This is a genomic window from Ferrovibrio sp., assembly GCF_002796975.1.
Classification (GTDB): domain Bacteria; phylum Pseudomonadota; class Alphaproteobacteria; order Ferrovibrionales; family Ferrovibrionaceae; genus Ferrovibrio.
Genome location: NZ_PEKV01000012.1, coordinates 137,158 through 157,749, shown reverse-complemented (window position 1 = coordinate 157,749; position 20,592 = coordinate 137,158). Strand labels below are relative to the sequence as shown.

The 20,592-nt window shown below is 63.9% G+C and carries 21 protein-coding genes and 1 pseudogene; 11 read left to right on the top strand and 11 right to left on the bottom strand.

Features of this window, described 5'->3' with window-relative positions:
• Positions 1 to 44 precede the first annotated feature (44 nt).
• The 3 genes from hemW to rph are packed head-to-tail and all read right to left on the bottom strand — an operon-like array spanning position 45 to position 2,564.
• Positions 45 to 1,247 (bottom strand): radical SAM family heme chaperone HemW, encoded by a 1,203-nt coding sequence (gene hemW, locus CTR53_RS14115; RefSeq protein ID WP_290814539.1) that lies wholly within the window; start codon positions 1,245 to 1,247, stop codon positions 45 to 47.
• Entirely contained in the window at positions 1,231 to 1,845 is a 615-nt protein-coding gene (gene rdgB / locus CTR53_RS14110; RefSeq protein ID WP_290814536.1) for an RdgB/HAM1 family non-canonical purine NTP pyrophosphatase, read from the bottom strand. The genes hemW and rdgB overlap by 17 nt, the downstream gene beginning before the upstream one ends.
• 2 nt (positions 1,846 to 1,847) lie before the next feature.
• Positions 1,848 to 2,564 carry a ribonuclease PH gene (gene rph / locus CTR53_RS14105; protein ID WP_290814533.1) on the bottom strand — a complete coding sequence of 239 codons (717 nt, stop codon included), beginning with the start codon at positions 2,562 to 2,564 and terminating at the stop codon, positions 1,848 to 1,850.
• 167 nt (positions 2,565 to 2,731) lie between these two features.
• Between rph and CTR53_RS14100 the strand changes: the two genes are divergently transcribed.
• Entirely contained in the window at positions 2,732 to 4,183 is a 1,452-nt protein-coding gene (locus CTR53_RS14100) for an alginate export family protein (RefSeq protein WP_290814530.1), read from the top strand.
• A gap of 18 nt (positions 4,184 to 4,201) precedes the next feature.
• Here the strand turns inward: CTR53_RS14100 and CTR53_RS14095 are convergent, their stop codons facing one another.
• Positions 4,202 to 4,897, bottom strand: a complete 696-nt coding sequence (locus CTR53_RS14095; protein WP_290814527.1) for a helix-turn-helix domain-containing protein — start codon at positions 4,895 to 4,897, stop codon at positions 4,202 to 4,204.
• A 180-nt stretch (positions 4,898 to 5,077) separates the two neighbouring features.
• On the opposite strand from CTR53_RS14095, the gene CTR53_RS14090 reads away from it, so the two are divergent.
• Positions 5,078 to 5,404: a DUF1330 domain-containing protein gene (locus tag CTR53_RS14090; RefSeq protein WP_290814524.1), complete on the top strand. Its 327-nt coding sequence runs from the start codon at positions 5,078 to 5,080 to the stop codon at positions 5,402 to 5,404.
• Between the two features lie 49 nt (positions 5,405 to 5,453).
• Here CTR53_RS14090 and ybaL read toward each other — a convergent pair whose 3' ends face one another.
• From ybaL to CTR53_RS14065, 5 genes are all read right to left on the bottom strand, one after another.
• Positions 5,454 to 7,220, bottom strand: a complete 1,767-nt coding sequence (gene ybaL, locus CTR53_RS14085; RefSeq protein ID WP_290814521.1) for a YbaL family putative K(+) efflux transporter — start codon at positions 7,218 to 7,220, stop codon at positions 5,454 to 5,456.
• 189 nt (positions 7,221 to 7,409) lie between these two features.
• A complete protein-coding gene (gene thrS, locus CTR53_RS14080) occupies positions 7,410 to 8,642 on the bottom strand; it encodes a threonine--tRNA ligase (protein WP_290814518.1) in 1,233 nt (410 codons plus the stop codon).
• A gap of 369 nt (positions 8,643 to 9,011) precedes the next feature.
• A complete protein-coding gene (locus CTR53_RS14075) occupies positions 9,012 to 9,419 on the bottom strand; it encodes a hypothetical protein (RefSeq protein WP_290814515.1) in 408 nt (135 codons plus the stop codon).
• 10 nt (positions 9,420 to 9,429) lie between these two features.
• The gene (locus CTR53_RS14070) at positions 9,430 to 10,884 is read right to left on the bottom strand and encodes an amidase (protein ID WP_290814512.1); all 1,455 of its coding nucleotides are present in this window, start codon (positions 10,882 to 10,884) and stop codon (positions 9,430 to 9,432) included.
• Between the two features lie 74 nt (positions 10,885 to 10,958).
• A complete protein-coding gene (locus CTR53_RS14065) occupies positions 10,959 to 11,831 on the bottom strand; it encodes a GyrI-like domain-containing protein (RefSeq protein WP_290814509.1) in 873 nt (290 codons plus the stop codon).
• Between the two features lie 119 nt (positions 11,832 to 11,950).
• Here CTR53_RS14065 and CTR53_RS14060 point away from each other — a divergent pair, with 119 nt between their 5' ends.
• Positions 11,951 to 12,313: a nuclear transport factor 2 family protein gene (locus tag CTR53_RS14060; protein ID WP_290814506.1), complete on the top strand. Its 363-nt coding sequence runs from the start codon at positions 11,951 to 11,953 to the stop codon at positions 12,311 to 12,313.
• A 42-nt stretch (positions 12,314 to 12,355) separates the two neighbouring features.
• Positions 12,356 to 12,964 carry a hypothetical protein gene (locus CTR53_RS14055; RefSeq protein ID WP_290814503.1) on the top strand — a complete coding sequence of 203 codons (609 nt, stop codon included), beginning with the start codon at positions 12,356 to 12,358 and terminating at the stop codon, positions 12,962 to 12,964.
• Here the strand turns inward: CTR53_RS14055 and CTR53_RS14050 are convergent.
• Both CTR53_RS14050 and CTR53_RS14045 read right to left on the bottom strand, forming a co-directional pair.
• A complete protein-coding gene (locus CTR53_RS14050) occupies positions 12,961 to 13,794 on the bottom strand; it encodes an alpha/beta hydrolase (protein WP_290814500.1) in 834 nt (277 codons plus the stop codon). The two genes, CTR53_RS14055 and CTR53_RS14050, sit on opposite strands and share 4 nt — an antisense overlap.
• A 299-nt stretch (positions 13,795 to 14,093) precedes the next feature.
• Positions 14,094 to 15,074, bottom strand: a complete 981-nt coding sequence (locus CTR53_RS14045) for a polysaccharide deacetylase family protein (RefSeq protein ID WP_290814497.1) — start codon at positions 15,072 to 15,074, stop codon at positions 14,094 to 14,096.
• A gap of 147 nt (positions 15,075 to 15,221) precedes the next feature.
• Here CTR53_RS14045 and CTR53_RS14040 point away from each other — a divergent pair, with 147 nt between their 5' ends.
• From CTR53_RS14040 to trpB, 7 genes and pseudogenes are all read left to right on the top strand, one after another.
• Positions 15,222 to 16,379: an OpgC family protein gene (locus CTR53_RS14040; protein ID WP_290814494.1), complete on the top strand. Its 1,158-nt coding sequence runs from the start codon at positions 15,222 to 15,224 to the stop codon at positions 16,377 to 16,379.
• A complete protein-coding gene (locus CTR53_RS14035; protein WP_290814491.1) occupies positions 16,376 to 17,116 on the top strand; it encodes an SGNH/GDSL hydrolase family protein in 741 nt (246 codons plus the stop codon). Before CTR53_RS14040 ends, CTR53_RS14035 begins: the two co-directional genes overlap by 4 nt.
• The gene (locus CTR53_RS14030) at positions 17,116 to 17,886 is read left to right on the top strand and encodes an SGNH/GDSL hydrolase family protein (protein ID WP_290815212.1); all 771 of its coding nucleotides are present in this window, start codon (positions 17,116 to 17,118) and stop codon (positions 17,884 to 17,886) included. Before CTR53_RS14035 ends, CTR53_RS14030 begins: the two co-directional genes overlap by 1 nt.
• A gap of 71 nt (positions 17,887 to 17,957) precedes the next feature.
• Complete coding sequence (gene pyrF, locus CTR53_RS14025) at positions 17,958 to 18,695, top strand: orotidine-5'-phosphate decarboxylase (RefSeq protein ID WP_290814488.1); 738 nt, start codon at positions 17,958 to 17,960, stop codon at positions 18,693 to 18,695.
• Position 18,696: 1 nt separating this feature from the next.
• Positions 18,697 to 19,050: pseudogene (locus tag CTR53_RS14020) on the top strand (phosphoribosylanthranilate isomerase); the annotation flags it as partial.
• A gap of 89 nt (positions 19,051 to 19,139) precedes the next feature.
• The gene (locus CTR53_RS21300) at positions 19,140 to 19,229 is read left to right on the top strand and encodes a hypothetical protein (RefSeq protein ID WP_367158983.1); all 90 of its coding nucleotides are present in this window, start codon (positions 19,140 to 19,142) and stop codon (positions 19,227 to 19,229) included.
• A 32-nt stretch (positions 19,230 to 19,261) separates the two neighbouring features.
• Positions 19,262 to 20,473 carry a tryptophan synthase subunit beta gene (trpB, locus tag CTR53_RS14015; protein WP_290814485.1) on the top strand — a complete coding sequence of 404 codons (1,212 nt, stop codon included), beginning with the start codon at positions 19,262 to 19,264 and terminating at the stop codon, positions 20,471 to 20,473.
• Positions 20,474 to 20,592 lie beyond the last annotated feature (119 nt).

Below are 20,592 nucleotides of genomic sequence, written 5' to 3'. Positions count from 1 at the left end.
TTTTGCCCAGCATACCGGGGCCAGACGGCTATGCAAGCAGCCAGCTATGCGAGCAGTCTGGCCAGCAATCCGTCCAGAACTGCACGGCCCTCCCGAGTGGCAACCATCCGTGTATTGTCCCGATACAATAGGCCGGCGGCTTCCAGCGGCGCACTGCGCTCACGCGGCACGAAGATATCGAGATCCAGCCCGGTGGCGGCGCGGAAATTCGCGGCATAGACACCCTCGGCCAGCCGCAGTCCCATCATCAGGGCTTCCTCGGCGCGCTCGGAAGATGCCACCGGCGTTTCACTCTCCCGGCCGTGGCCTTCAGTTTCAACCTGTTCGAGCCAGACTTCGGGCTTGCGGCGGGTCTGCGTCGCCAGCCAGGCATCGTCCCGAAGAATGCGGCCATGCGCACCGGGGCCGAGGCCGAGATATTCGCCGCTGCGCCAGTAGACCAGATTGTGCCGACTCTCACCGCCGGCCATTCCTTCGGAAGAAGGGCGGGCGTGGTTGGAAATCTCGTAAGCCAGCAACCCGGCCTCGTCGAGAATCTCCTGCGTCAAATCGTAGAGCGCAGCCTGATCATCCGATGGCATCGGATGCAGCGCGCCACGCGCCACCGCGCCGGCAAAGCCGGTATTGGGCTCGATGGTCAGCGTATAGAGCGACAGATGATCGCCGGCGAGCGCCAGCGCCTCGCGCAACTCAGCGCGCCACTGTTCGGCTGCCTGCTCTGGTCGCGCATAGATCAGGTCGAAACTGTAGCGCGGCACCGCCTTGCGCGCGGCTTCAATGGCAGCACGCGCTTCACCGGCATCATGCGCGCGGCCAAGAAATTTCAGCACATCGGCCTCGAAACTCTGCACGCCGATGGAGAGCCGGTTGATGCCGGCCTGGGCGAAGGCAGCGAATTTGCCGGCTTCGGCGGAATTGGGATTGGCCTCCAGCGTGATCTCGACATCGTCGCTGAAGCGCCAGTATTTCCGCGCCGCTTCCAGGATCGCGGCGGCGGTGTCGGGCGGCATCAGCGAGGGCGTACCGCCGCCGAAAAAGACCGAGGTGACGGTTTCACCCTGCCCTGTGCCCACGGTTGCGTAGTGTTCCATCTCGCGCAGGTAGGCTGCCTGCCAGCGTGCGGCATCGACCCGCTCACGCACATGGGAATTGAAGTCGCAATAGGGACATTTCGAGACGCAGAAGGGCCAGTGCACATACAGGCCGAAACCGCGTCGCGGGATTTTCATCTCAGCCGAAACAGGCATCGATCAGTTGCCGGAAGGCGAGCGCGCGATGGCTGATCGCATGCTTTTCGCTAGCCGGCATTTCGCCGAAAGTCCGCGTCTCGCTGTTCACGCGCGGCAGGAACATCGGATCGTAGCCGAAGCCCTGATCGCCCCGTGGCGGCCAGACCAGATCGCCCGGGATGATGCCTTCAAAGCTTTCGACATGACCATCGGGCCAGGCGAGGCTGAGCGCACAGACAAACTGCGCACCGAAGGGCGGCTCGGCGCCCTTCTCTGCCACGGCTTTCCAGACCTTCTCCATCGCCTTGCCGAAATCCTTCGATGCACCGGCCCAGCGCGCGGAGTAAATCCCCGGCGCACCATCCAGCGCATCGACGCTCATGCCGGAATCGTCGGCCAGCGCCGGAAGTTGTGCGGCCTGCGCCGCCGCCAGCGCCTTCAGCTCGGCATTGGCGACAAACGTCAGTCCGGTCTCTTCCGGTTCGGGCAGGCCGAGTTCGCCCGCCGAAACGGCGCGGACCTTGAAGGGCGCAATCAGGTCGCCGATCTCGCGCACTTTGCCGGCATTGTGGCTGGCGATCACCAGGGTGTCGCCGGCGAAGCGACGCCGCGTCATCGTTACAGCCCTACCGCCTTGCGCTGATGCACCATCAGCTCGTTCACGCCCTGCTTGGCGAGGCCGAGCATGGCGGCAAACTGCGCTTCCGAGAACGGCTCCTTCTCGGCGGTGCCCTGCACTTCGACGATGGCGCCGGTATCGGTCAGCACGAAATTGGCATCGGCCTGCGCCGTGCTGTCTTCCGGATAGTCGAGATCGAGTACGGCAACACCGTCGCACAGCCCGCAGCTGACCGCGCCGACCTGGCCGATCAGCGGGATCTTGGCAATGGCGCCGTCCTTGACCAGCTTGGCAAAGGCGAGATGCAACGCCACCCAGCTGCCGGTGATGGCGGCAGTGCGCGTGCCGCCATCGGCCTGCAGCACATCGCAGTCGAGACGGATCTGGCGTTCGCCGAAACCGGTCAGGTCAGTAACGGCGCGCAAGCTGCGGCCGACCAGACGCTGGATCTCCTGCGTGCGGCCCGACTGCTTGCCGCGTGACGCTTCGCGATCGGTGCGGGTATGGGTGGAGCGCGGCAGCATGCCGTATTCCGCCGTCACCCAGCCGCGGCCGGTGTTGCGCAGGAAAGGCGGCACCTTTTCCTCGACGGTCGCGGCGCAGAGCACATGGGTCTCGCCGAATTTGATCAGGCAGGAGCCCTCGGCATATTTGGCAAAACCCGGCTCAAGACGGATCGGGCGCAGCTGGTCGGGTTTGCGGCCACTGGGGCGCATGGCTATCCTCGCGAATAAGTCTGAAAAGCAGCGGCTTTTCTAATTGAAATCCTGATACCCGACAAGGCACGCGCTTGACTGATACCGACAATGCAATACACCGGCAGGATACCCCAAGGCGACTGACCGGGCCAGCAACCGGCCGCCTGCGGGTGAGGGGAAATACCATGCGTCGTCCGCTTTGCCTTCTTGTTGCGGTCTGGCTTGCCGCGCCAGCCGCGTTCGCTGGTAACGACGAACCCGAGAAACCAGGACAGCGCCAGACTTTCGGCGATCTTGAACTTGGCCTGACGCTGGATGCCGGACTTGGCCTGTTCGGCGTGACCAATGCGCAGAATGGTTTGGGCAGCCTGTCCTCGCATGGCGTACGCCAGGGCGGTCGCCGCTGGGCAGAAGGTTTTGTCACGCCCGGCCTGGAAGCCGATTACCTGCTGAACGCTGGCGCGCTGTATGGCGCCGTGCGTGCCACCGCCAGCGCCACGCGCGGCGACGGCGAGGCGCAACGCAATTCCGTCACCGACATGCGCCCTGAATCGCTGTCATTGAGCGAGGCCTATCTCGGCTGGCGCTCCGGCCAGAGCTTTGGCGCACTGGGCGAAGATGCCGTCGACCTCTCCGCCGGACGGCAGGGTTTTGTCATTGGCGACGGCTTCCTGATCGCCGACGGCACGCTCGACAGTTTCCGCCGCAATAATCATGTCGTCGGGCCGCGCGCAGCCTTCGACCGCACTGCCATCCTGCGGCTGAATACCGAACCGGTGCGCGCCGACCTGTTCCGTCTCGAAAGCAATACCGACCAGAATTACATGCGCGGCAAGGACAGTGCAGCGACGGCGCTGCACGGCGCCAATGTCGAATGGTTTGCCTCGACCCAGCGCGATGACGGGCGCCAGAACTACGAAGCGCGCCAGTGGTATCTCGGCGCCACTCTGCTGAACATCACCGATGCCGACGAGGCGATCAGCCCGACACGCGACGGCATGAACGTCTATGCCATCCGCAGCGGCGGCGCCTTGCTGAGTACATTGGGCGACGGCTGGCAGGATGCCGCGCTCTACAGCGAATTCGCCCGCCAGCGCAACGACACAGCCGGCCGGCAATTGCGCGCCGAGGCCTGGTATGTCGAGCCGCAATACACTTTCTCCGCCCTGCCCTGGCAGCCGCGCCTCTCGTACCGCTACATGCATTTCAGCGGCGACGGCAATACCGGCGACACTATCAGCTGCGGCTGGGATCCGCTGTTCACCGCCGGCGGCCCGCGCGGCTACGGAACCTGGGATCTGGGCGAAATCTACGCCCGCTATGTCGGCGGCAATTCGAACCTGAACAGCCATATGGTGCATCTGAAGCTGCAGCCCGACGATGCGCTCAGCCTGGGCGCCATTCTCTACCGTCACAGCTACGACAAACCCGATGCCGTCAATGGCGTGACGTCCGACCGCCTGCAGGATGAAGTCAATTTCTATGCCGTGTGGTCCACGCCGCTGCCCGGGCTGGAGATCGCCGCGGTGCTGGGTGCAGCGCGCGCCGGCCGCGGGCTGCGCCAGTCGCTCGGCACGGCTGATGCCACCGACCGCACCACCTGGCTCGGCCAGATGGTGTTTAGCTACAGCTACTGAGAGGGCCTGCGCCCGGCTCTACGCCGCCGCGCGTTTGCGTTCTACCGCAAAGGGGCTGAGTCCAAGCCAGGTCTGCATGCTGCGGGCAATACCGCGGGTTCCGCTCAACTCGATCTTCCGACCCTCCTTCTCGACCGTTGTCAGCCCCATCCAGATGGCCGTCATGGTGCACAGGTCGGTCGACACATAGAGATCCACCTCGAAACCCGGATCTGACCAGCACAGGTCGACGCAGCCGTCGGCCTCAACCACCAGCCACCAAACCCGCTTCGATGCCGGAAGATCGACATAGATGAACTGGATCACGGTGCGCCTGGCCGGCAGCGGCGACGGATTGAGATTGCGCCGCATGTCCCACATCAGCAGCGACACGTCGAGATTCTGCAGCGACAGCCTGGCCTCCACCCATTTCTGCCCCCAGAAGCCCATGGCTTCGACCACGCTGCGCAGATCGCGGCCGGCATCCGTGAGGTGATACTCGTATACCCCCTTTTCCGCCTTCAGCATCCGGCGTTCGACGATGCCGGCCGCCGCCAGTTCCTTCAGGCGCTGCGACAGCAGGGTCGGCGACATTTTCGGGACGCCGCGACGCAGATCGTTGAACCGTGTCGTGCCGGCGACGAGTTCGCGCAGCAGCACCATGGTCCATCGCGTGCATAGCTGTTCGGCAGCCATGGCGAGCGGGCAGAATTGTTTATATCCGGGCTGGGTCATGCTTGTGGCTTTCCATCGGTGGCGCGCGAGCCTTAGACGCGCGCCGGTCCGGCAACAAGTACAGAATCTGTATGGTCCGCTACAGCCGGCGGACTAGAGACAGCCGGGCCGTCCCGGCCAGATTGCGCCCCGGCCGCAGGAATCCACCCGGCCGGTCAATCTGTCAGGAGAGTCAACGCTATGACTGTTTATGTAATTGCCGACATCAAGGTGACGAACGATGCCTGGGTTCCCGCCTATGCTGCATCCGTTCACGAACTTGTGCACAAGCACGGCGGCCAGTATCTCGCGCGCAGCGGCAATGTGAAGACTCTTGAGGGCAAGCCGCTGGAAACCAGCCTGATCGCAATCATCGCCTTTCCATCCGCGGATTTCGCCGAGGCCTTCATAGCCGACCCGCACTATGCGCCGCATCTCGCCGCGCGCCGGGCCGGCAGCGAAAGCCGCTTCCAGATGATCGACAACACTGATCTGGCCGGCACCATTCCGTATCTCGGCAGAGCGTAAGGCAGCGCCGGCACCGCCCGGATCGCCGGGCGGTGCCGGTTGTCGTCGCTCAGGCTGCCGGCGCAGCCGGGGTCGGGTTGGCCGGTGCCGGTGCCTGCGGAAAACGTTCGATCATGGCGCGGGCGATTTCGCGCTCACCCATGATCACGGTGGTGGCGCCGTGAGTCATCAGATGGTCGACCTCGGCATCGGCATGGGCCCGGGCGATGATCTCGAGGCCGGGATTGGCCTTGCGCGCCAGATCGAGGATCACGCCGGATTCGAACACATTCGGAATCGCGATAATCAGCTGCCGCGCCTCGCCCGGCTTCGCCGCCGCCAGCACGCCGCCGCGCGTGGCGTTGCCGGCGATCACCTCGATGCCCTGGCTGCGCAGTTCGGCCACGCGCTTGTCGACGTCCTCGATCACCAGGAAAGGCAGGCCGCGCGCGCGCAGCGCCGCCCCGACCAGGCTGCCGACCCGGCCGTAACCGACCAGCACGACATGATCTGTCAGTGTTGTGGGATGCGGCGTGGCGTCGTCGTCAGGGACCGCCGCGCTCACATTCATCGAAGCATCCGGCACCGGAGTCGTCAGGCCAGCTGCACTGCTGCGCTTCTTGTCGAAATGCCGTTCGAACCAGGGTCTGACCCGGTCGACGCCGACGAAGACCAGCGGATTGAGCATAATCGACAGGATGGCGCCGGCCAGGATCAGGTCGCGGCCTTCTGCCGGCAGCAGCTTCAGGTCGGTGCCGAGTGCCGCCAGGATGAAGGAGAATTCGCCGATCTGCGCCAGCGATGCGGAAATCAGCAGCGCCGTGCCCACCGGATGGCGGAACAGCAGGACGATCGCGAAAGCGGCGAGCGACTTTCCGATCACGATGATGAAGAGCGTGGCGAAAACCGGCAGCGGATTTTCGATAATGATCTTGGGATCGACCAGCATGCCGACCGAGACGAAGAACAGCACGGCGAAAGCGTCGCGCAGCGGCAGGGTCTCATTGGCCGCCTCATGGCTCAGTTCCGACTCGCTCATGATCATGCCGGCGAAGAAGGCGCCGAGCGCAAACGACACGCCAAACAGCTTGGCCGCGCCGAAAGCCACGCCCAGCGCAATCGCCAGCACCGCGAGACGGAACAATTCGCGCGAACCGGTATGGACGATGTAATGCAATACCCATGGAATGACGCGGCGCCCGATCACCACCATCAGCACCATGAAGGCAGCCACCTTGCCCAGCGTGATGCCCAGCGCGATCAGCAAGTCGGGCAGCGACATCGATGCGGCGGCGTCACCGCCTTCGCTCGCAAACAGGCCACCAATGGCCGGCAGCAGCACCAGCGCCAGCACCATGGCAATATCTTCCACGATCAGCCAGCCGACCGCGATGCGACCGCGTTCGGTCTCGATCAGGCGTCGTTCCTGCATGGCGCGCAGCAGCACGACGGTGGAGGCAGTCGAGAGCGCAAGGCCGAAGATGAAACCGGTGAAGACCGGCCAGCCCAGCGCCCAGCCCATGCCGAGGCCGAGCAGGGTGGCGACGCCGATCTGGCCGACCGCGCCGGGAATGGCGATCGCCTTCACCGACATCAGGTCTTTCAGCGAGAAATGCAGGCCCACGCCGAACATCAGCAGGATGACGCCAATCTCGGCCAGTTCGTTGGCCAGATTCTGGTCGCCGACAAAGCCCGGCGTGAACGGACCGACCAGCACACCCGCCAGCAGATAACCCACCAGAGGCGAGATCCGCAGCCGGTTGGCGACAGCGCCGAAGGCGAAAGCGAGGACGAGCCCCATGACGATCATAGCGATCAGCGGCGTGTGATGCGGCATCCCGGCGGGGTCCCCTCAGAATAAAATTCTCGTATACTTTCTAAATAGGGCGCGCTGTCCGGTGACGCAACCGAACGCAGATGCATTTATCGCGATGTTCAGCGATTCGGGGAGAACATCGCGGAACATCTGGCATCACCTCATCCGTCATGCCCGGATCAAGTCCGGGCATGACAATTTTTACGTGCCCTACCGGAACGCCTCCTCGCGGTAGCGCCGTGCCGCATCGGCCAGCGTCAGCTCTTCCTGCCGGCCATTGCTGCGACGGAAGGTGAGCGTGCCGCGCTCAGCCTCGCGCTCGCCGGCAATCGCCAGCAGCGGCAGGCCCTGGTCATGCGCCTCGGCGATCTTGCGGCCGATCCGTTCCGTCCGGCCATCGACGGCAACACGATAGCCCTCACGACCCAGCGCGGCCGCCGCCTTGCGGGCATAAGCCTCCTGCGCATCGGTCACGCTCGCCACCGTGATCTGCTCCGGCGCCAGCCAGAGCGGCAGCTGGCCCTTGTGATGCTCCAGCAGCATGCCGATGAAGCGTTCCATGCTGCCCAGCACGGCATGATGGATCATCACCGGCCGCTGGCGGCTGCCGTCGCTGGCCACGTAATCGGCACCCAGCCGCTCGGGCAGCACGAAATCGAGCTGGATCGTGCCGCACTGCCAGGCCCGGCCATGGCTGTCGCGCAGGTGGAATTCCAGCTTCGGGCCATAGAAGGCGCCATCGCCGCTCTTGATGCCGAAATCGAGCCCGGCACGGCGCGCCGCCATCGCCAGAGCCGCCTCGGCGCGGTCCCAGGTGGCATCGTCGCCGGCACGCTTGGCCGGCCGCGTCGAGAAGAACACCAGCGGCGCACCGAAGCCGAAATCGCTGTAGATGCTGCGCAGCAGCTCGCAGAAGCGCTGCACCTCGCCCTCGACCTGAGCCTCCGTGCAGAAGATATGCGCATCGTCCTGCGTGAAGCTCTTGGTCCGCATCAGGCCCTGCAGCGCGCCCGAGGGTTCGTCGCGATGGCAGGCGCCGAATTCGCAGTAGCGTAATGGCAAGTCGCGTATAGAGCGCAAGCTCTTGGAAAACACCTGCACATGGCAGGGACAGCTCATCGGCTTGAGCGCGAACTGGCGGTTGCCGCCCGACGAGCGGCTGTCGAGCCGGTACATCTCGTTGGCGAACTTGTCGGCATGGCCGCTCTGTTCCCACAGGCTGTAGCTGAGCAGCTGCGGCGTGCGGATTTCCGCGAAACCGACCTCGCGCATGCGCCGGCGCACGTAATCCTCGATCACGCGATACAGCGCAAAGCCGCGCGGATGCCAGAACACCATGCCGGGGCCCTCCTCCTGCTGGTGGAAGAGGTCCAGCCGCGTGCCCAGCACGCGATGGTCATAAGGGTCGGCTTCGGCGTTCAATCTGGGACTGAAACTGTTCATGTCGCTCTCCGGTCTGCGAAGCGACCGGCGATGAACGAAGCCCCAGAAACACCGAGGCCCCGTCCGTCGCCGGCGGGGCCTCTGGGTTTGTCTGCTTTGCGTTATCTTTCTACGCGCAACGACCCAGGGCACCGCCGACGACGGTAACCTTAATGGTAGCTACGGTGAGAATAATGCTCTGCATGGTGACGCGGACGGTAATGCGGGGCCGGTGATCGGTCAACCGGAAATTTGGCGGGGTGCAATTTGCGCATAACCACGCCCACACCAAAGTCGTCATACCCGGGCTTGTCCCGGGTATCCACGCCTTTCAGACAGCAAGGCGTAAGACGTGGATGGCCGGAACAAGTCCGGCCATGACGGAGGGGTTTAGTCTCTCGCCTCCGCTGCCCGCCTCGCCCTGAAGAAAGCCACCGCCGCACGCGGCAACTTCTTCAAGGTCAGGCTGTCGTCCTCCAGCACACGCCAGACCGGCGGGATGACGGCCTCGGCCGCACCGGCCTGCCGTGCCTCCCAGGCCGCTTCGGCCAGGCTGCGCAGGATAAAGCCCATCGTAATCGGACAGGTCACTTCGGCGCGGTAGCGGCGCGCCAGCCGTGTGCGCAATTCGCGGGTCTCCAGCAGCCGGCCTTTCGGCAGGCGCCGGATAAAGGCGGCGACGATGCGCGTCGAGGGCACCAGCATCACCTGGCCTTTCTTCATGCCGGCGATATTCACCGGCACCGGCTTCACCTGATGCGGTTTGCCGTCGCGCAGTTTGTCGGACCAGCTCGTCATCGCCGTGTCATCATCCGGCCGGCGGCGGTTTGAACCCGCCGAAAGCCTGCGCCACCAGATCGGCGAAGGTGATCGTCGTGCGGTCTTCCAGGAAGGGCCCGATGGCCTGCGCGCCGACCGGCAGGCCCTGCGCGCTGATCCCGACCGGAAACGCCGTCGATGGGAGGCCGGTGAGTGTGGCAATGCTGGACCATAGCGGCAGCTCGCCATAGGGCACTGCGCGGCCATCTATCATGACCGTACGTTCGGCCACCGGACGATGGTCATGCGCCAGCGCCGGGGTCGGCATCACCGGACAAAGCAGAATGTCCCAGTCGCGGAAGAACCGCCGCCAGCCATCGGCGATGCCGGTGCGGATAAAGTCGGCCTGCACCCAGCCGCGATGGCTCGTCACCAGGCTGCGCTGGGTCAGACTGCGCAGATCATCTGCGCCTTCAGGCAGGGCAGCGGCACGCGCCACGGCCGTTTCGTAATCCGGCTGCGGCATATTACTGCCGATGAAAGCCATCAGTGCCTGCAGATACATGCGGCCGATCAGCGCGAGATCGGGCAATGCCTCACTGCTGCGCCCCACCCTGCAACCCGCCGCCGCCAGGCGTTCGGCAAGATCATTGAGCGGATCACGCACCGAAGCGTCGGTGGGCGTCAGCGGATGCCGGTCGATCACCAGGACGCGATAGTCCTTCAGCGCCGCATGACGTGGCGCCGGCAGTTTCAGTTGCCAGGCCGCAGCCTCGTAATCGTCGGGTCCGGCCAGCACGTCGAGGCCGAGCATGAGATCCTGCGCGGATCGCGCCATCGGGCCGCAGACCGCAAGATCGAGCCGTGGCGCCAGCGACAGCGCCGGCACACCCGGCGGATTCTGGCCGCGGCGGGGGATGATGTCGCTGCTCGGCTTGTGCGCATAGATGCCGCAGAAATGTGCCGGCACGCGCAACGATCCGGCGAGGTCCGAACCGAGTTCGAGCGAGACGAAGCCGGCCGCCAGCGCCGCTGCCGAACCGCCCGACGATCCGCCGGGCGTATGGCCGGCGCTCCACGGATTGTTGCTGGTGCCATAGACATCGTTGAAGGACTGCCAGTCGGCCAGCAGGTAGGACACATTCGTCTTGCCGAGCACGACTGCGCCGGCATCTTTCAGCCGCGCCACGGTGACGGCATCCTGCGTCACCGGAATCTTTTGCGTGTTCGGGATGCCCCAGGTCGTAGGCAGGCCTGCCACGTTGAAGCTTTCCTTCACCGTGATCGGCAGGCCGAGCAGCGCCCTCTTCTCGCTGCCCTTCGCCAGCGCCGCATCGGCTGCCTTGGCCGCAGCACGGGCACGGTCGAAATCACGCACCACCACGGCATTCAGCACGCCATCACCGGCTTCGATGGCGGCAATCGCCGCCTCCGTCAGCTCGACCGAGGAAACCTGCCGGGACCGTAGCGCGGCGACCAGTTCTGTGGCGGTGCGGAATTCCATATGTCCTCGCTGATGTCTGATGGCGACAGCTTATCCTAACGCGCGCCTCCGGCTGGCAGGCAAGCGTCACGATATCATTTGAGCGGCAGGCAGATGTCGGTCAGCAATTCGCTCGGCGCCACTTCGCGCGGATTGTTCAGGTAATCCTCGAAGCATGGCGCATCGGCGGCTTCACGGCCCGACTGCACCAGCCATTCGCCATAGAGCCAGTCATAGGCCGGCCGCATGTCGGTATACGGCCCCTTGTGGCGCAACACGGCATAATCGCCGCCGCGCAGTTCAGCGCGTTCCAGCGGCGGCGCGACCGGGAAATCGGCATCAGGCAATAGGATACCGGCGGCCGAGCGCAATTCGGTTTCCGGAGTCGCGGTGGGGTCGGAATAATAGATACCCTTCATGCAGAGGCCCGGGCGCAGCAGGCCGCGGGCGCCGAGCGTGCCGAACAGCGTCTCGAAGGCCTTGCCGATTTCCATATACGAGCCGCGATGCGGCACCACGGCCATTGCGGCGGCCGGGATATGACGGATGGTGACCTCGGGCATCGCTGCGCCCTCCTTTGCGGTCTGGGATGATCTGAAATGCGTATGGCTGCCGGCCTTGCGATAGTCGCTCGGCGTCATGCCGTAAGAGTCCTTGAAGCTGCGGCTGAAGGCGGCAAGGCTGCCATAACCGGCACGCGGCCAGATTGCCTCCAGCGCCAGGTCGCCATGCGCCAGATCGGCGGCGGCGCGCTGTAACCGGAGGCGCTTCACGGTGTTGACGACGGACTCGCCATAGACGGCCTGCCAGGTGCGATGCCAGTGCCAGGGCGACAGCGCCGCCACCTCGGCCAGCGTGTTGAGATCGGGCGCCTCGTCGAGATGGGCATAGATATATTCGATCACGCGCGTGAAGCGGCGCAGATAGCTCGCCTGGCTGAGAGAGTCGGTACTGTGGACGTTGGCCATTGCGGGTCCGGGATACTGTCTGTTTCTGACAAGACGGACGCTAGCATGGGGCGATTTGATAAATCTTGCGGAACCGCAGGCGCGGCCCGAGGATCAACCGGCCAAACGGAGGAAACTGCATGACCACATCCGACCACGCCGCGCTTAAGACCCTGAACGAGAATTACATCCGCGCCGTGCGGGAGTCGGACACCGGCTGGTTCGAGCAATATCTCTCGACGGATTTCCTCAATTCCAACCCGGATGGCACGCTGGTCGACCGCACCGGCTTTCTGGCGCAGATCGCCAGGCCGACCACGGTGCCAGATCTCGTCTGCGAGGATGTGCAGATCCGCATCCTCAACGACACAGCGCTGATCCATGCCCGCACGGCTTATACCAGACCCGACGGCCAGCGCGGCGGCGGGCGCTATACCGATATCTGGATGAAGCAGTCGAATGGCAGCTGGCTCTGCGTTGCTGCGCATGTGACGCGGGGGTAAAAACTTCCCATCGCTGGAGAATATAGTCCGCGGGGGGATTCTATGAAAAAACCAACCAAAGTTAAGCTTGGAAAATCGGGCTTGCCTTTAGCATCGCACAATCCACACATCGATTTTCACAACACTGAAGAGGCAATGTTTGCTGTTTATCAATTGGGAAAGATTTCTTTAGTCTGGAATTATTGCGAGCATATTTTAGGGGTATTGATCTGGCCTCATTTTGGCGACTACAAAAAAGGCATGGCCGTCACTGCGAATTTGGGAAATCAATCGCGCGCTGACTTATTGATGGATTTGGTAAATAAATTTGAAGAAAACAAAGCCATCATCAAGAAGATTGAATTTGCGACCAAGGCATTTAATCGTTTACGCGAAATTAGAAATATATTGATGCACTCTCACAGCATAGAACAGCGCGACAACAAGATGTTTGAGTGGCGTCGTACCGCCTCAAAAGGCCCAAGTGGACATACGGGATCGTTAGCTAGCGTTGCTGATCTAGTCAAAATTGAGCACAATATATTGCAGCTCACATCCTTCCTTCACGAAATTCACTTTTATTACCTTGCCGTAGCCAACAATCGCAATCCGCCCGAACTGCCGATAGAATTTGAAATTCCGAATAAATTTCCTCGGGCTGAATCTGGTTAGCGCAACGCCAGAAACCCCAGCACTGCATCGTTGAACGGCTGCGGGCGCTGCTCGTACATCGGATGGGCGGCGCCGGCGATGGTGACACGCTCGGCATCGGGCATCAGCCGCTGCATCGCGTCCAGCACTTTGGGGAAATGCCCGCGCGTCAGCGCGCCGCCGATCAGCAGCACTGGCAGATCGATGCTTTCGATTTCCGCTTTCATGAAAGTGAGCCGCGCCTCGCGCGCCTGACCGATGATGGTGGCGGCATTGTCGCGCGCCATCGCCTTGAAGCCCTCGCTGGCATATTTCCACGCCTTCGGCCCGCCGACGGCCGTCACGAACAGCTCCAGCCCGGCATCGGTTTCGCCGCCTGCTATCAGCCTGGCGGAGTCTTCGAACATCTGGCCGAGGTCAGCACCCGGCGGCGGCGCGCCATGATCGGCCAGCACCGGATCGAGCTGACCGCCCGGCTCGGCCAGGATGAGCGTGCGAAGACTGTCGGGGTGATGCTGGGCAACACGGAAGCAGACATGGCCGCCGCGCGAATGGCCGAGCAGATGCACCGGACCGACATCGAGTTGCCGGATCAGCGCCGCGATATCCTCGGCATGCTGCCGGATATCATAGCCATCGCCGCGACCGTCCCATGTCTCGGGCCAGCAATGGCGCAGGCTGAGCGCCAGCACGCGGGCGTGCCCGGCGAAGGCCGCCAGCTGCGCGGTCCAGATCCGCTGGTCGCAGAGCGAGCCATGCACCAGCAGCAGCGGGATGGCGCTGGCCTCGCCGGCCTCCAGCACCGAGAGGTCGTAACCGTTGATGCGATAGGTTTTTCGGAGCGGGGTCATGTCTTTCCATGCGCAGGCCCCGCGCTTTTAGCAAGCCGGTGGACATTCGGCCACGCCTCATGTACACTATATGTTCTCATTTGTTGTTGGACAATGTGAATACCTTTGTATGTGCCGTGCCTGGCTGTAACGGGCTCTGACAGGCTCAAACAGGCTCTAACGGGACGGAACAGGACGAAACAGGTTCTGAATGGGACTAAACTGGCCCCTGAATGGGCTCGAACGGGCGCGAACTGGCCCGCCAAAATCCAGCCGAACGTTCAACAGTCCTTGGCGAACAGGGCTTTAGGCAGCCCAGTCTATTTCGCCACGGTGAACTGGATGCCGAACCAGCGGAACCGGCCCTGCTGGCTGGACGGCACCGAGCAGGAAATGCGGTCGCGCGGCGGTTTCAGCGCTTCGGGCGCGTGCATCTCGTAACGGCGCTCGCCGATCGGCTTCGGCGTCAGCTGCCTGCCCTCACCGGTGTAGCAGACCATCTGGTTCAGCCGTTCGACGCCCGGCGCCACAGTAAAGCGTAAAACTGGCGGGTTTTGCGTCTGCCCCAGCTTCACCAGCACGTCGGCCGGCTCGATATCGCTGACCGGCAGCGGCAGGGAGTTCAGCGCCTGGCGCACGCGCTCGACGCTGCCGAAATGCTCGTTCATCGGAAAGCGCGGCAGCCAGAACATGTCGTGCTGGCTGTGCGCCACGCCGGAATGCTGGCCGAAGGCTGCGCTGTAGCCGAACTGCCTCACCAGCTTCAGCGTCGGCGCATCCCATTCGCCGAAGGGCCAGGCGAACAGTTTGGGCTTCTCGCCCAGTTCCTTCTCGAACAGCGCCATCGAGGTTTCGAGATCCTCGCGCGCCTTGTCGGGGCCGAGGGCGGGCAGCGAGGGATGGCGATGGCTGTGCGCGCCGATGGTGACGCCTTCCGCCTTCATCTGGCGGATCTGGTCCCAGGTCAGGTAGCCCCGGAGTTTCGACGTCACCGGCTCGGTGGCGACAAACAGCGTGAAGGGAATGCCGGCCTTTTTCAGCCGCGGCCAGCCCTCGGTGAAGGCGGAGATATAGGCATCGTCGGCAGTGACGGCGACGGCACGGTCGGGCAGTTTCTCGCCGGATTTCAGTTTGGCCACGATCTCGGGCAGGCCCATCACATGGTAGGGCCCGGATTTCAGCTCGGCGATATGGGCATCGAACTGTTCGAGCCGGATATTGGTGCTCGGCACCGTATTCTCGCCGAAGCGGTGGTACATCAGGATGCCGGCACCGGTCAGGGAAGCGGCGTCCTGGGCCACGGCCGGGCCGGCCGAGAGGGCGAGAAGGAGCCCGGCAAAAGGAAGGAGGCGTCGGGAACGGGACATGAGCGCTCGGACAGGCGTTGGGAGGGATTGCCCCGATCCTAGCGGCTCCCGATAATGGGGAACAGGAGGATGGCGCCTGCGATGACCGCGACGGATCGAATTTCTGCTGTCGGCAAACCGGCGGCCAAGCTGCGCGACCTGCGGCTGGATTTCTTCCGCGGCCTGGCGCTGCTGTTCATCTTCCTGAACCATATTCCCAATAACGCCGTCAGCTGGCTGTCGAACCGCAATTACGGCTTTTCCGACGCCACCGAGACCTTCGTCTTCATCTCCGGCTATTCGGTGCTGCTGGCCTACGGCGCCGCCATGCAGAGCCAGGGCTTTGTGATCGGCACGGCGCGGATCTGGCGGCGCGTGTGGCAGATCTACACCGCGCATGTCTTCCTGTTCATCATCTTCATCGCGCAGATCGCCTGGCTCGCCACGCGCTACAATCTCGACCTCGCCGAGGAAATGAATATCGGTTCGCTGTTCGAGGAGCCGCATATCCTGATGCTGCAGGCGCTGCTGCTGAAATTCCGGCCGGTCAACATGGACGTGCTGCCGATGTATATCGCGCTGATGGGCGCCTTCCCGCCGGTGATGTGGCTGATGCAGAGGCGCCCTCATATCGTGCTGGCGGCGTCCTTTGCGCTGTGGTGCGCCGTGCAGTTCACGCACTGGAATCTGCCGGCCTATCCGGCCGGACGCTGGTTCTTCAACCCGCTGGCCTGGCAGTTCCTGTTCGTGCTGGGCGCCTGGTGCGCCATGCATCGCCAGCAGGCGCCGTGGCGGCGTCTGCCGCGGAAAGCCATTACCGCCGCCGCCATCCTGTATGTGATCTTTGCCCTGGTGATCGTGCTGAGCTGGCTGCGGCCGGAATGGTCGAGCCGCGTGCCGGATGTGATCGAGCGCCTGCTCTACCCGATCGACAAGACCGAGATGGACACCTGGCGGCTGCTGCATTTCCTGGCCCTGGCCTGGCTGGTCGTACAGCTGGTGCCGCCCGATGCGGGATTCTTACGCTGGCGCGCGAGCAGCCTGCTGATCCTGTGCGGCCAGCATTCCCTGCATGTCTTCTGCGCCGGCATCTTCCTGTCTTTCGCCGGCCATTTCGTGCTGAGCGAAATCGCCCCCGGACTGGCGGCGCAATTTGCCGTGAGCCTGGCCGGCATGGCCCTGCTGGTCGGGCTGGCCGCGCTGATGACATGGTACAAGGCGGTGGAAAGCGGCCGAAAGGCCGGCGAGGTGAAAGCATGATATCCCGTCGGCTTCTGACCGGCATCGCCATGCTGCTGCTCTGGACGGCGAGTGCCCGTGCCGCCGACGAGCGCTGCAATGTGCCCGGCGACATGCTGTATACCGAGCAGGCGATGCCGCGCGTGGCGCGCAAGCTTGCGGCCAGCCAGCCGCTGCGCATCGTGGTGCTCGGCAGCTCGTCATCCCTGCAAAACGCCAAGGGCCTGCCGCGCTCTTATGCGGCCGGACTGCACGACGCATTGGCCGTCCGCCTCGACGGCGCCCAGCTGCAGATCGAGAATCTGTCGCAGCGGACACTGACGGCGGCACAGATGGCCGACATCATCCAGAGCCTGCCATCGAAACAGCCGGACCTGGTGATCTGGCAGACCGGCAATGTCGATGCCGCCCAGAAGGTCGATATCAACAGCTTCTCCGAGGCGCTGAAAGACGGACTGGCGCATCTGCAGAGTTATGGCGCCGACATCCTGCTGGTGGCACCGCAATATCGCCTGCGGCTGTCGGTGATGGTGGATGTCGGGCCTTATAACAATGTGATGCAGCAGATCGCCTCGGCCGAGGATGTCGTGCTGTTTCCGCGTTTCGAGATCATGCGGCACTGGGCGGAAGAGGACCGCTTCGATTCCCGCACCGCCGACCAGGCCAAGCAGATGCACGAGGCGGAAGCACAGAACCGCTGCCTGGCGAACCAGATGGCGGACATGATCGCCGCTGCAGCCCGAAAAACCAGACCGTGATGCGCTCCATCGTCGTCGCGATCCTGCTGGCGCTGCTGGCTGCCGCACCGCAAACCGCTGTCGCCGGCGCGACAGACCGCTGCGTCACGTCTGCAAAGCTGATCGATCTCGGGCAGCCGCTTCCGCGCGTGGCTGCGCGGCTGGCGCGCAGGGAAACCGTCACCGTGGTCGCCCTCGGTTCATCCTCGACGGGCGGCGCCGGCGCCAGTGATCCGGCCTATAGTTATCCCGCACAGCTTGGCAGACGATGGACCCAGCTGGTCGGCGGCGATGCTGTGATCCATAACCGCGGCATCAACGGCCAGGATGTCATCCAGATGAACCAGCGACTGCACGCCGATGCGGTCGATCTGAAACCAGATCTGGTGCTGTGGCAGCTCGGCACCAATGCCGTGCTGCGCTCCCAGGGCGTCGAGGTGTATCGCGCCCATATCCGCCAGGGCATCGCGACATTGCAGGCGGCCGGAATCGATGTCGTGCTGATCGACCTGCAATATGCGCCCAAGGTGCTGCAGGATCCCGACCATAAGGCGATGCAGAAAATCCTCGCCGAACTGGCAGCCGAAACCAAAGTCGGCCTGTTCCGCCGGTTCGACATCATGCGCGGCTGGCTGCGCAACGGAAGCCTGCAGATGGCCGATATGGTCACGCCCGACGGCCTGCATATGAACGATCTGGGCTATGCCTGCTGGGCGGCGGCGCTGGGGCAGTCCCTGGGCCGGGCCGTCGACAGGGCCGGGATTAAAGCCGCGGTTTCCCGCGGGAATTGAGCCGAAATCCGGAGATTGCCGGCACTGCCGGGGGGAGACTTCCGCAACACTTTGCGCTATAAGCCCGGCCCATGAGCAAGACATCCCTCTCCGGCCGCATCGCTCCGGTTTTCTGCGCCATCGACACGATTGAACTGGCCTTCGCCGCGCGCTGCGCCCGCGCCGCCGCCGCCGCCGGTTTCGGGGTGAAACTGGGCAAGGAATTCTTCACCGCCCATGGCCCGACGGAAGTGCGCGCCATCCTGCCGGCCGGCACGCCGCTGTTCCTCGACCTCAAATTCCACGACATCCCGAATACCGCCGCCGGCGCGGTGCGCTCGGCCGCCGCCGCCATGGGTCCGATGATGCTGACCGTGCATGCTTCGGGCGGTCCGGCCATGATCCGTCAGGCCGTGGATGCCGCCCATCAGGCGCGCCAGCGTCCCTGGATCCTCGCCGTCACCGCCCTGACCTCGCTGGATACCGCCGACCTGCAGGCGATCGGTGTGAACGAAGATGTCAGCAGTTATGTCGTGCGGCTGGCTAAGATGGCGCAGGCCAACGGTGCCGACGGCGTGATCTGCGCCGCCACCGAGATCGACATGCTGCGCAAGGCCTGCGGCCCGGACTTCAAGCTGGTGGTGCCCGGCATCCGTCCCAAGGGCTCGGCGGCCGGCGACCAGAAGCGCGTGATGACCCCCGGCGAAGCCCTGAAACTGGGCGCCGACCATCTGGTGATTGGCCGCCCGATCACCGAATCGCCAAATCCCGAAGCCAGCGCACAGGCTATCGCGCAGGAACTGACAGAAAGCATGTCGGGGGCCGCGTAAGATGGCTTTGTTCACCAAGATCTGCGGCCTGACCGATGCAACTGCCGTCGACACGGCAGTGGAGCATGGCGCCGATATGGTCGGCTTCGTCTTTTATCCGCGTTCGCCGCGCAATGTCAGCGCTGAACAGGCGGAAGACCTGCTGCGCAACGTGCCGAGCGGCATCGACCGTGTCGGGCTGTTCGTCGATCCGGAAACCGATTTCCTCGACCAGATTCTCGCCAAGGCGCGGCTCGACCTGCTGCAGTTGCATGGCGACGAGACGCCAGAACGCTGTCGCGCCATCAGCGTCTATTTCGGCCTGCCGATCATCAAGGCGATCAAGGTTGCGACCAAGGCCGACCTGAAGGCCGCGAAAGACTACGAGGACGCCGTCGACTGGCTGATGTTCGACGCACGCTCGGCTGCCGATGGCGCGCTGCCCGGCGGCAACGGCNNACCGCGGTGGATGTGTCATCGGGCGTGGAAAGCGCGCCGGGCAAGAAAGATCCGGCGAAAATCCGCGCCTTCCTTGATGCTGCGCGCCGCCTGTAATGTTTGTGAATGCGTATTGAGGTTCTGACCACATGACCGCGATCAATTCCTATCGCACCGGCCCCGACGAGAAAGGCCACTTCGGCAAGTTCGGCGGACGTTTCGTCGCCGAGACGCTGATGCCGCTGATCCTCGACCTGGAAAGGCACTACAAGCAGGCCAAGTCCGATCCGAGCTTCAAGGCCGAGATGGACTACCTGCTGAAGGATTATGTCGGCCGGCCCAACCCGCTGTATTACGCCGAGCCGCTGACCAAGCATCTGGGCGGCGCCAAGATCTATCTTAAGCGCGAAGAGCTGAACCATACCGGCGCGCACAAGATCAACAACTGCATCGGCCAGATCCTGCTGGCCAAACGCATGGGCAAGAAGCGCATCATCGCCGAGACCGGCGCCGGCCAGCATGGCGTGGCGACGGCCACCGTGGCGGCCCGCTTCGGCCTGCCCTGCGTGATCTATATGGGCGAAGTGGATATCGAACGGCAGCAGCCGAACGTGTTCCGCATGCGCCTGCTGGGCGCCGAGGTGCGCGCGGTGAAGTCCGGCTCGAAAACGCTGAAAGATGCGATGAACGAGGCGCTGCGCGACTGGGTCACCAACGTGCACGACACTTTCTATATTATCGGCACGGTGGCTGGCCCGCATCCCTATCCGCAGCTGGTGCGCGACTTCCAGTGCATTATCGGCGAGGAAACCCGCGAGCAGATGATCGAGCGCGAGGGACGCATCCCGGACAGCCTTGTCGCCTGCATCGGCGGCGGCTCGAATGCGATGGGCCTGTTCCATCCCTTCCTGGATGACCGCAGCGTGCAGATCTACGCGGTCGAAGCTGCCGGCGAGGGCCTGGATACCGCGCGCCATGCTGCCTCGCTGGCCAAGGGCGTACCCGGTGTGCTGCACGGCAACCGCACCTTCCTGTTGCAGGACGACGACGGCCAGATCACCGAGGCACATACCATCTCCGCAGGCCTCGATTATCCCGGCATCGGTCCGGAGCATGCCTGGCTGCATGACATGGGCCGCGTGAACTACGTATCGGCCACCGACAAGGAGGCACTGGAAGCTTTCCAGCTGCTGTCGCGCGTGGAGGGCATTATCCCCGCGCTGGAATCCAGCCACGCGATTGCGCAGGTGATCAAGCTGGCGCCGAAGCTGCCGAAGGATCATCTGATGGCGGTCTGCCTGTCGGGCCGCGGCGACAAGGATATCTACACGGTGGCGAAAGCCCTGGGAGTCACGCTGTGAGCCGCATCGACAAACGCTTCGCCGACCTGAAGGCCCAAGGCCGCGCCGGCCTCGTCACCTTCATCACCGCCGGCGATCCAGATCACGAGACCTGCGCGCGCCTGCTGGCGCAGCTTCCC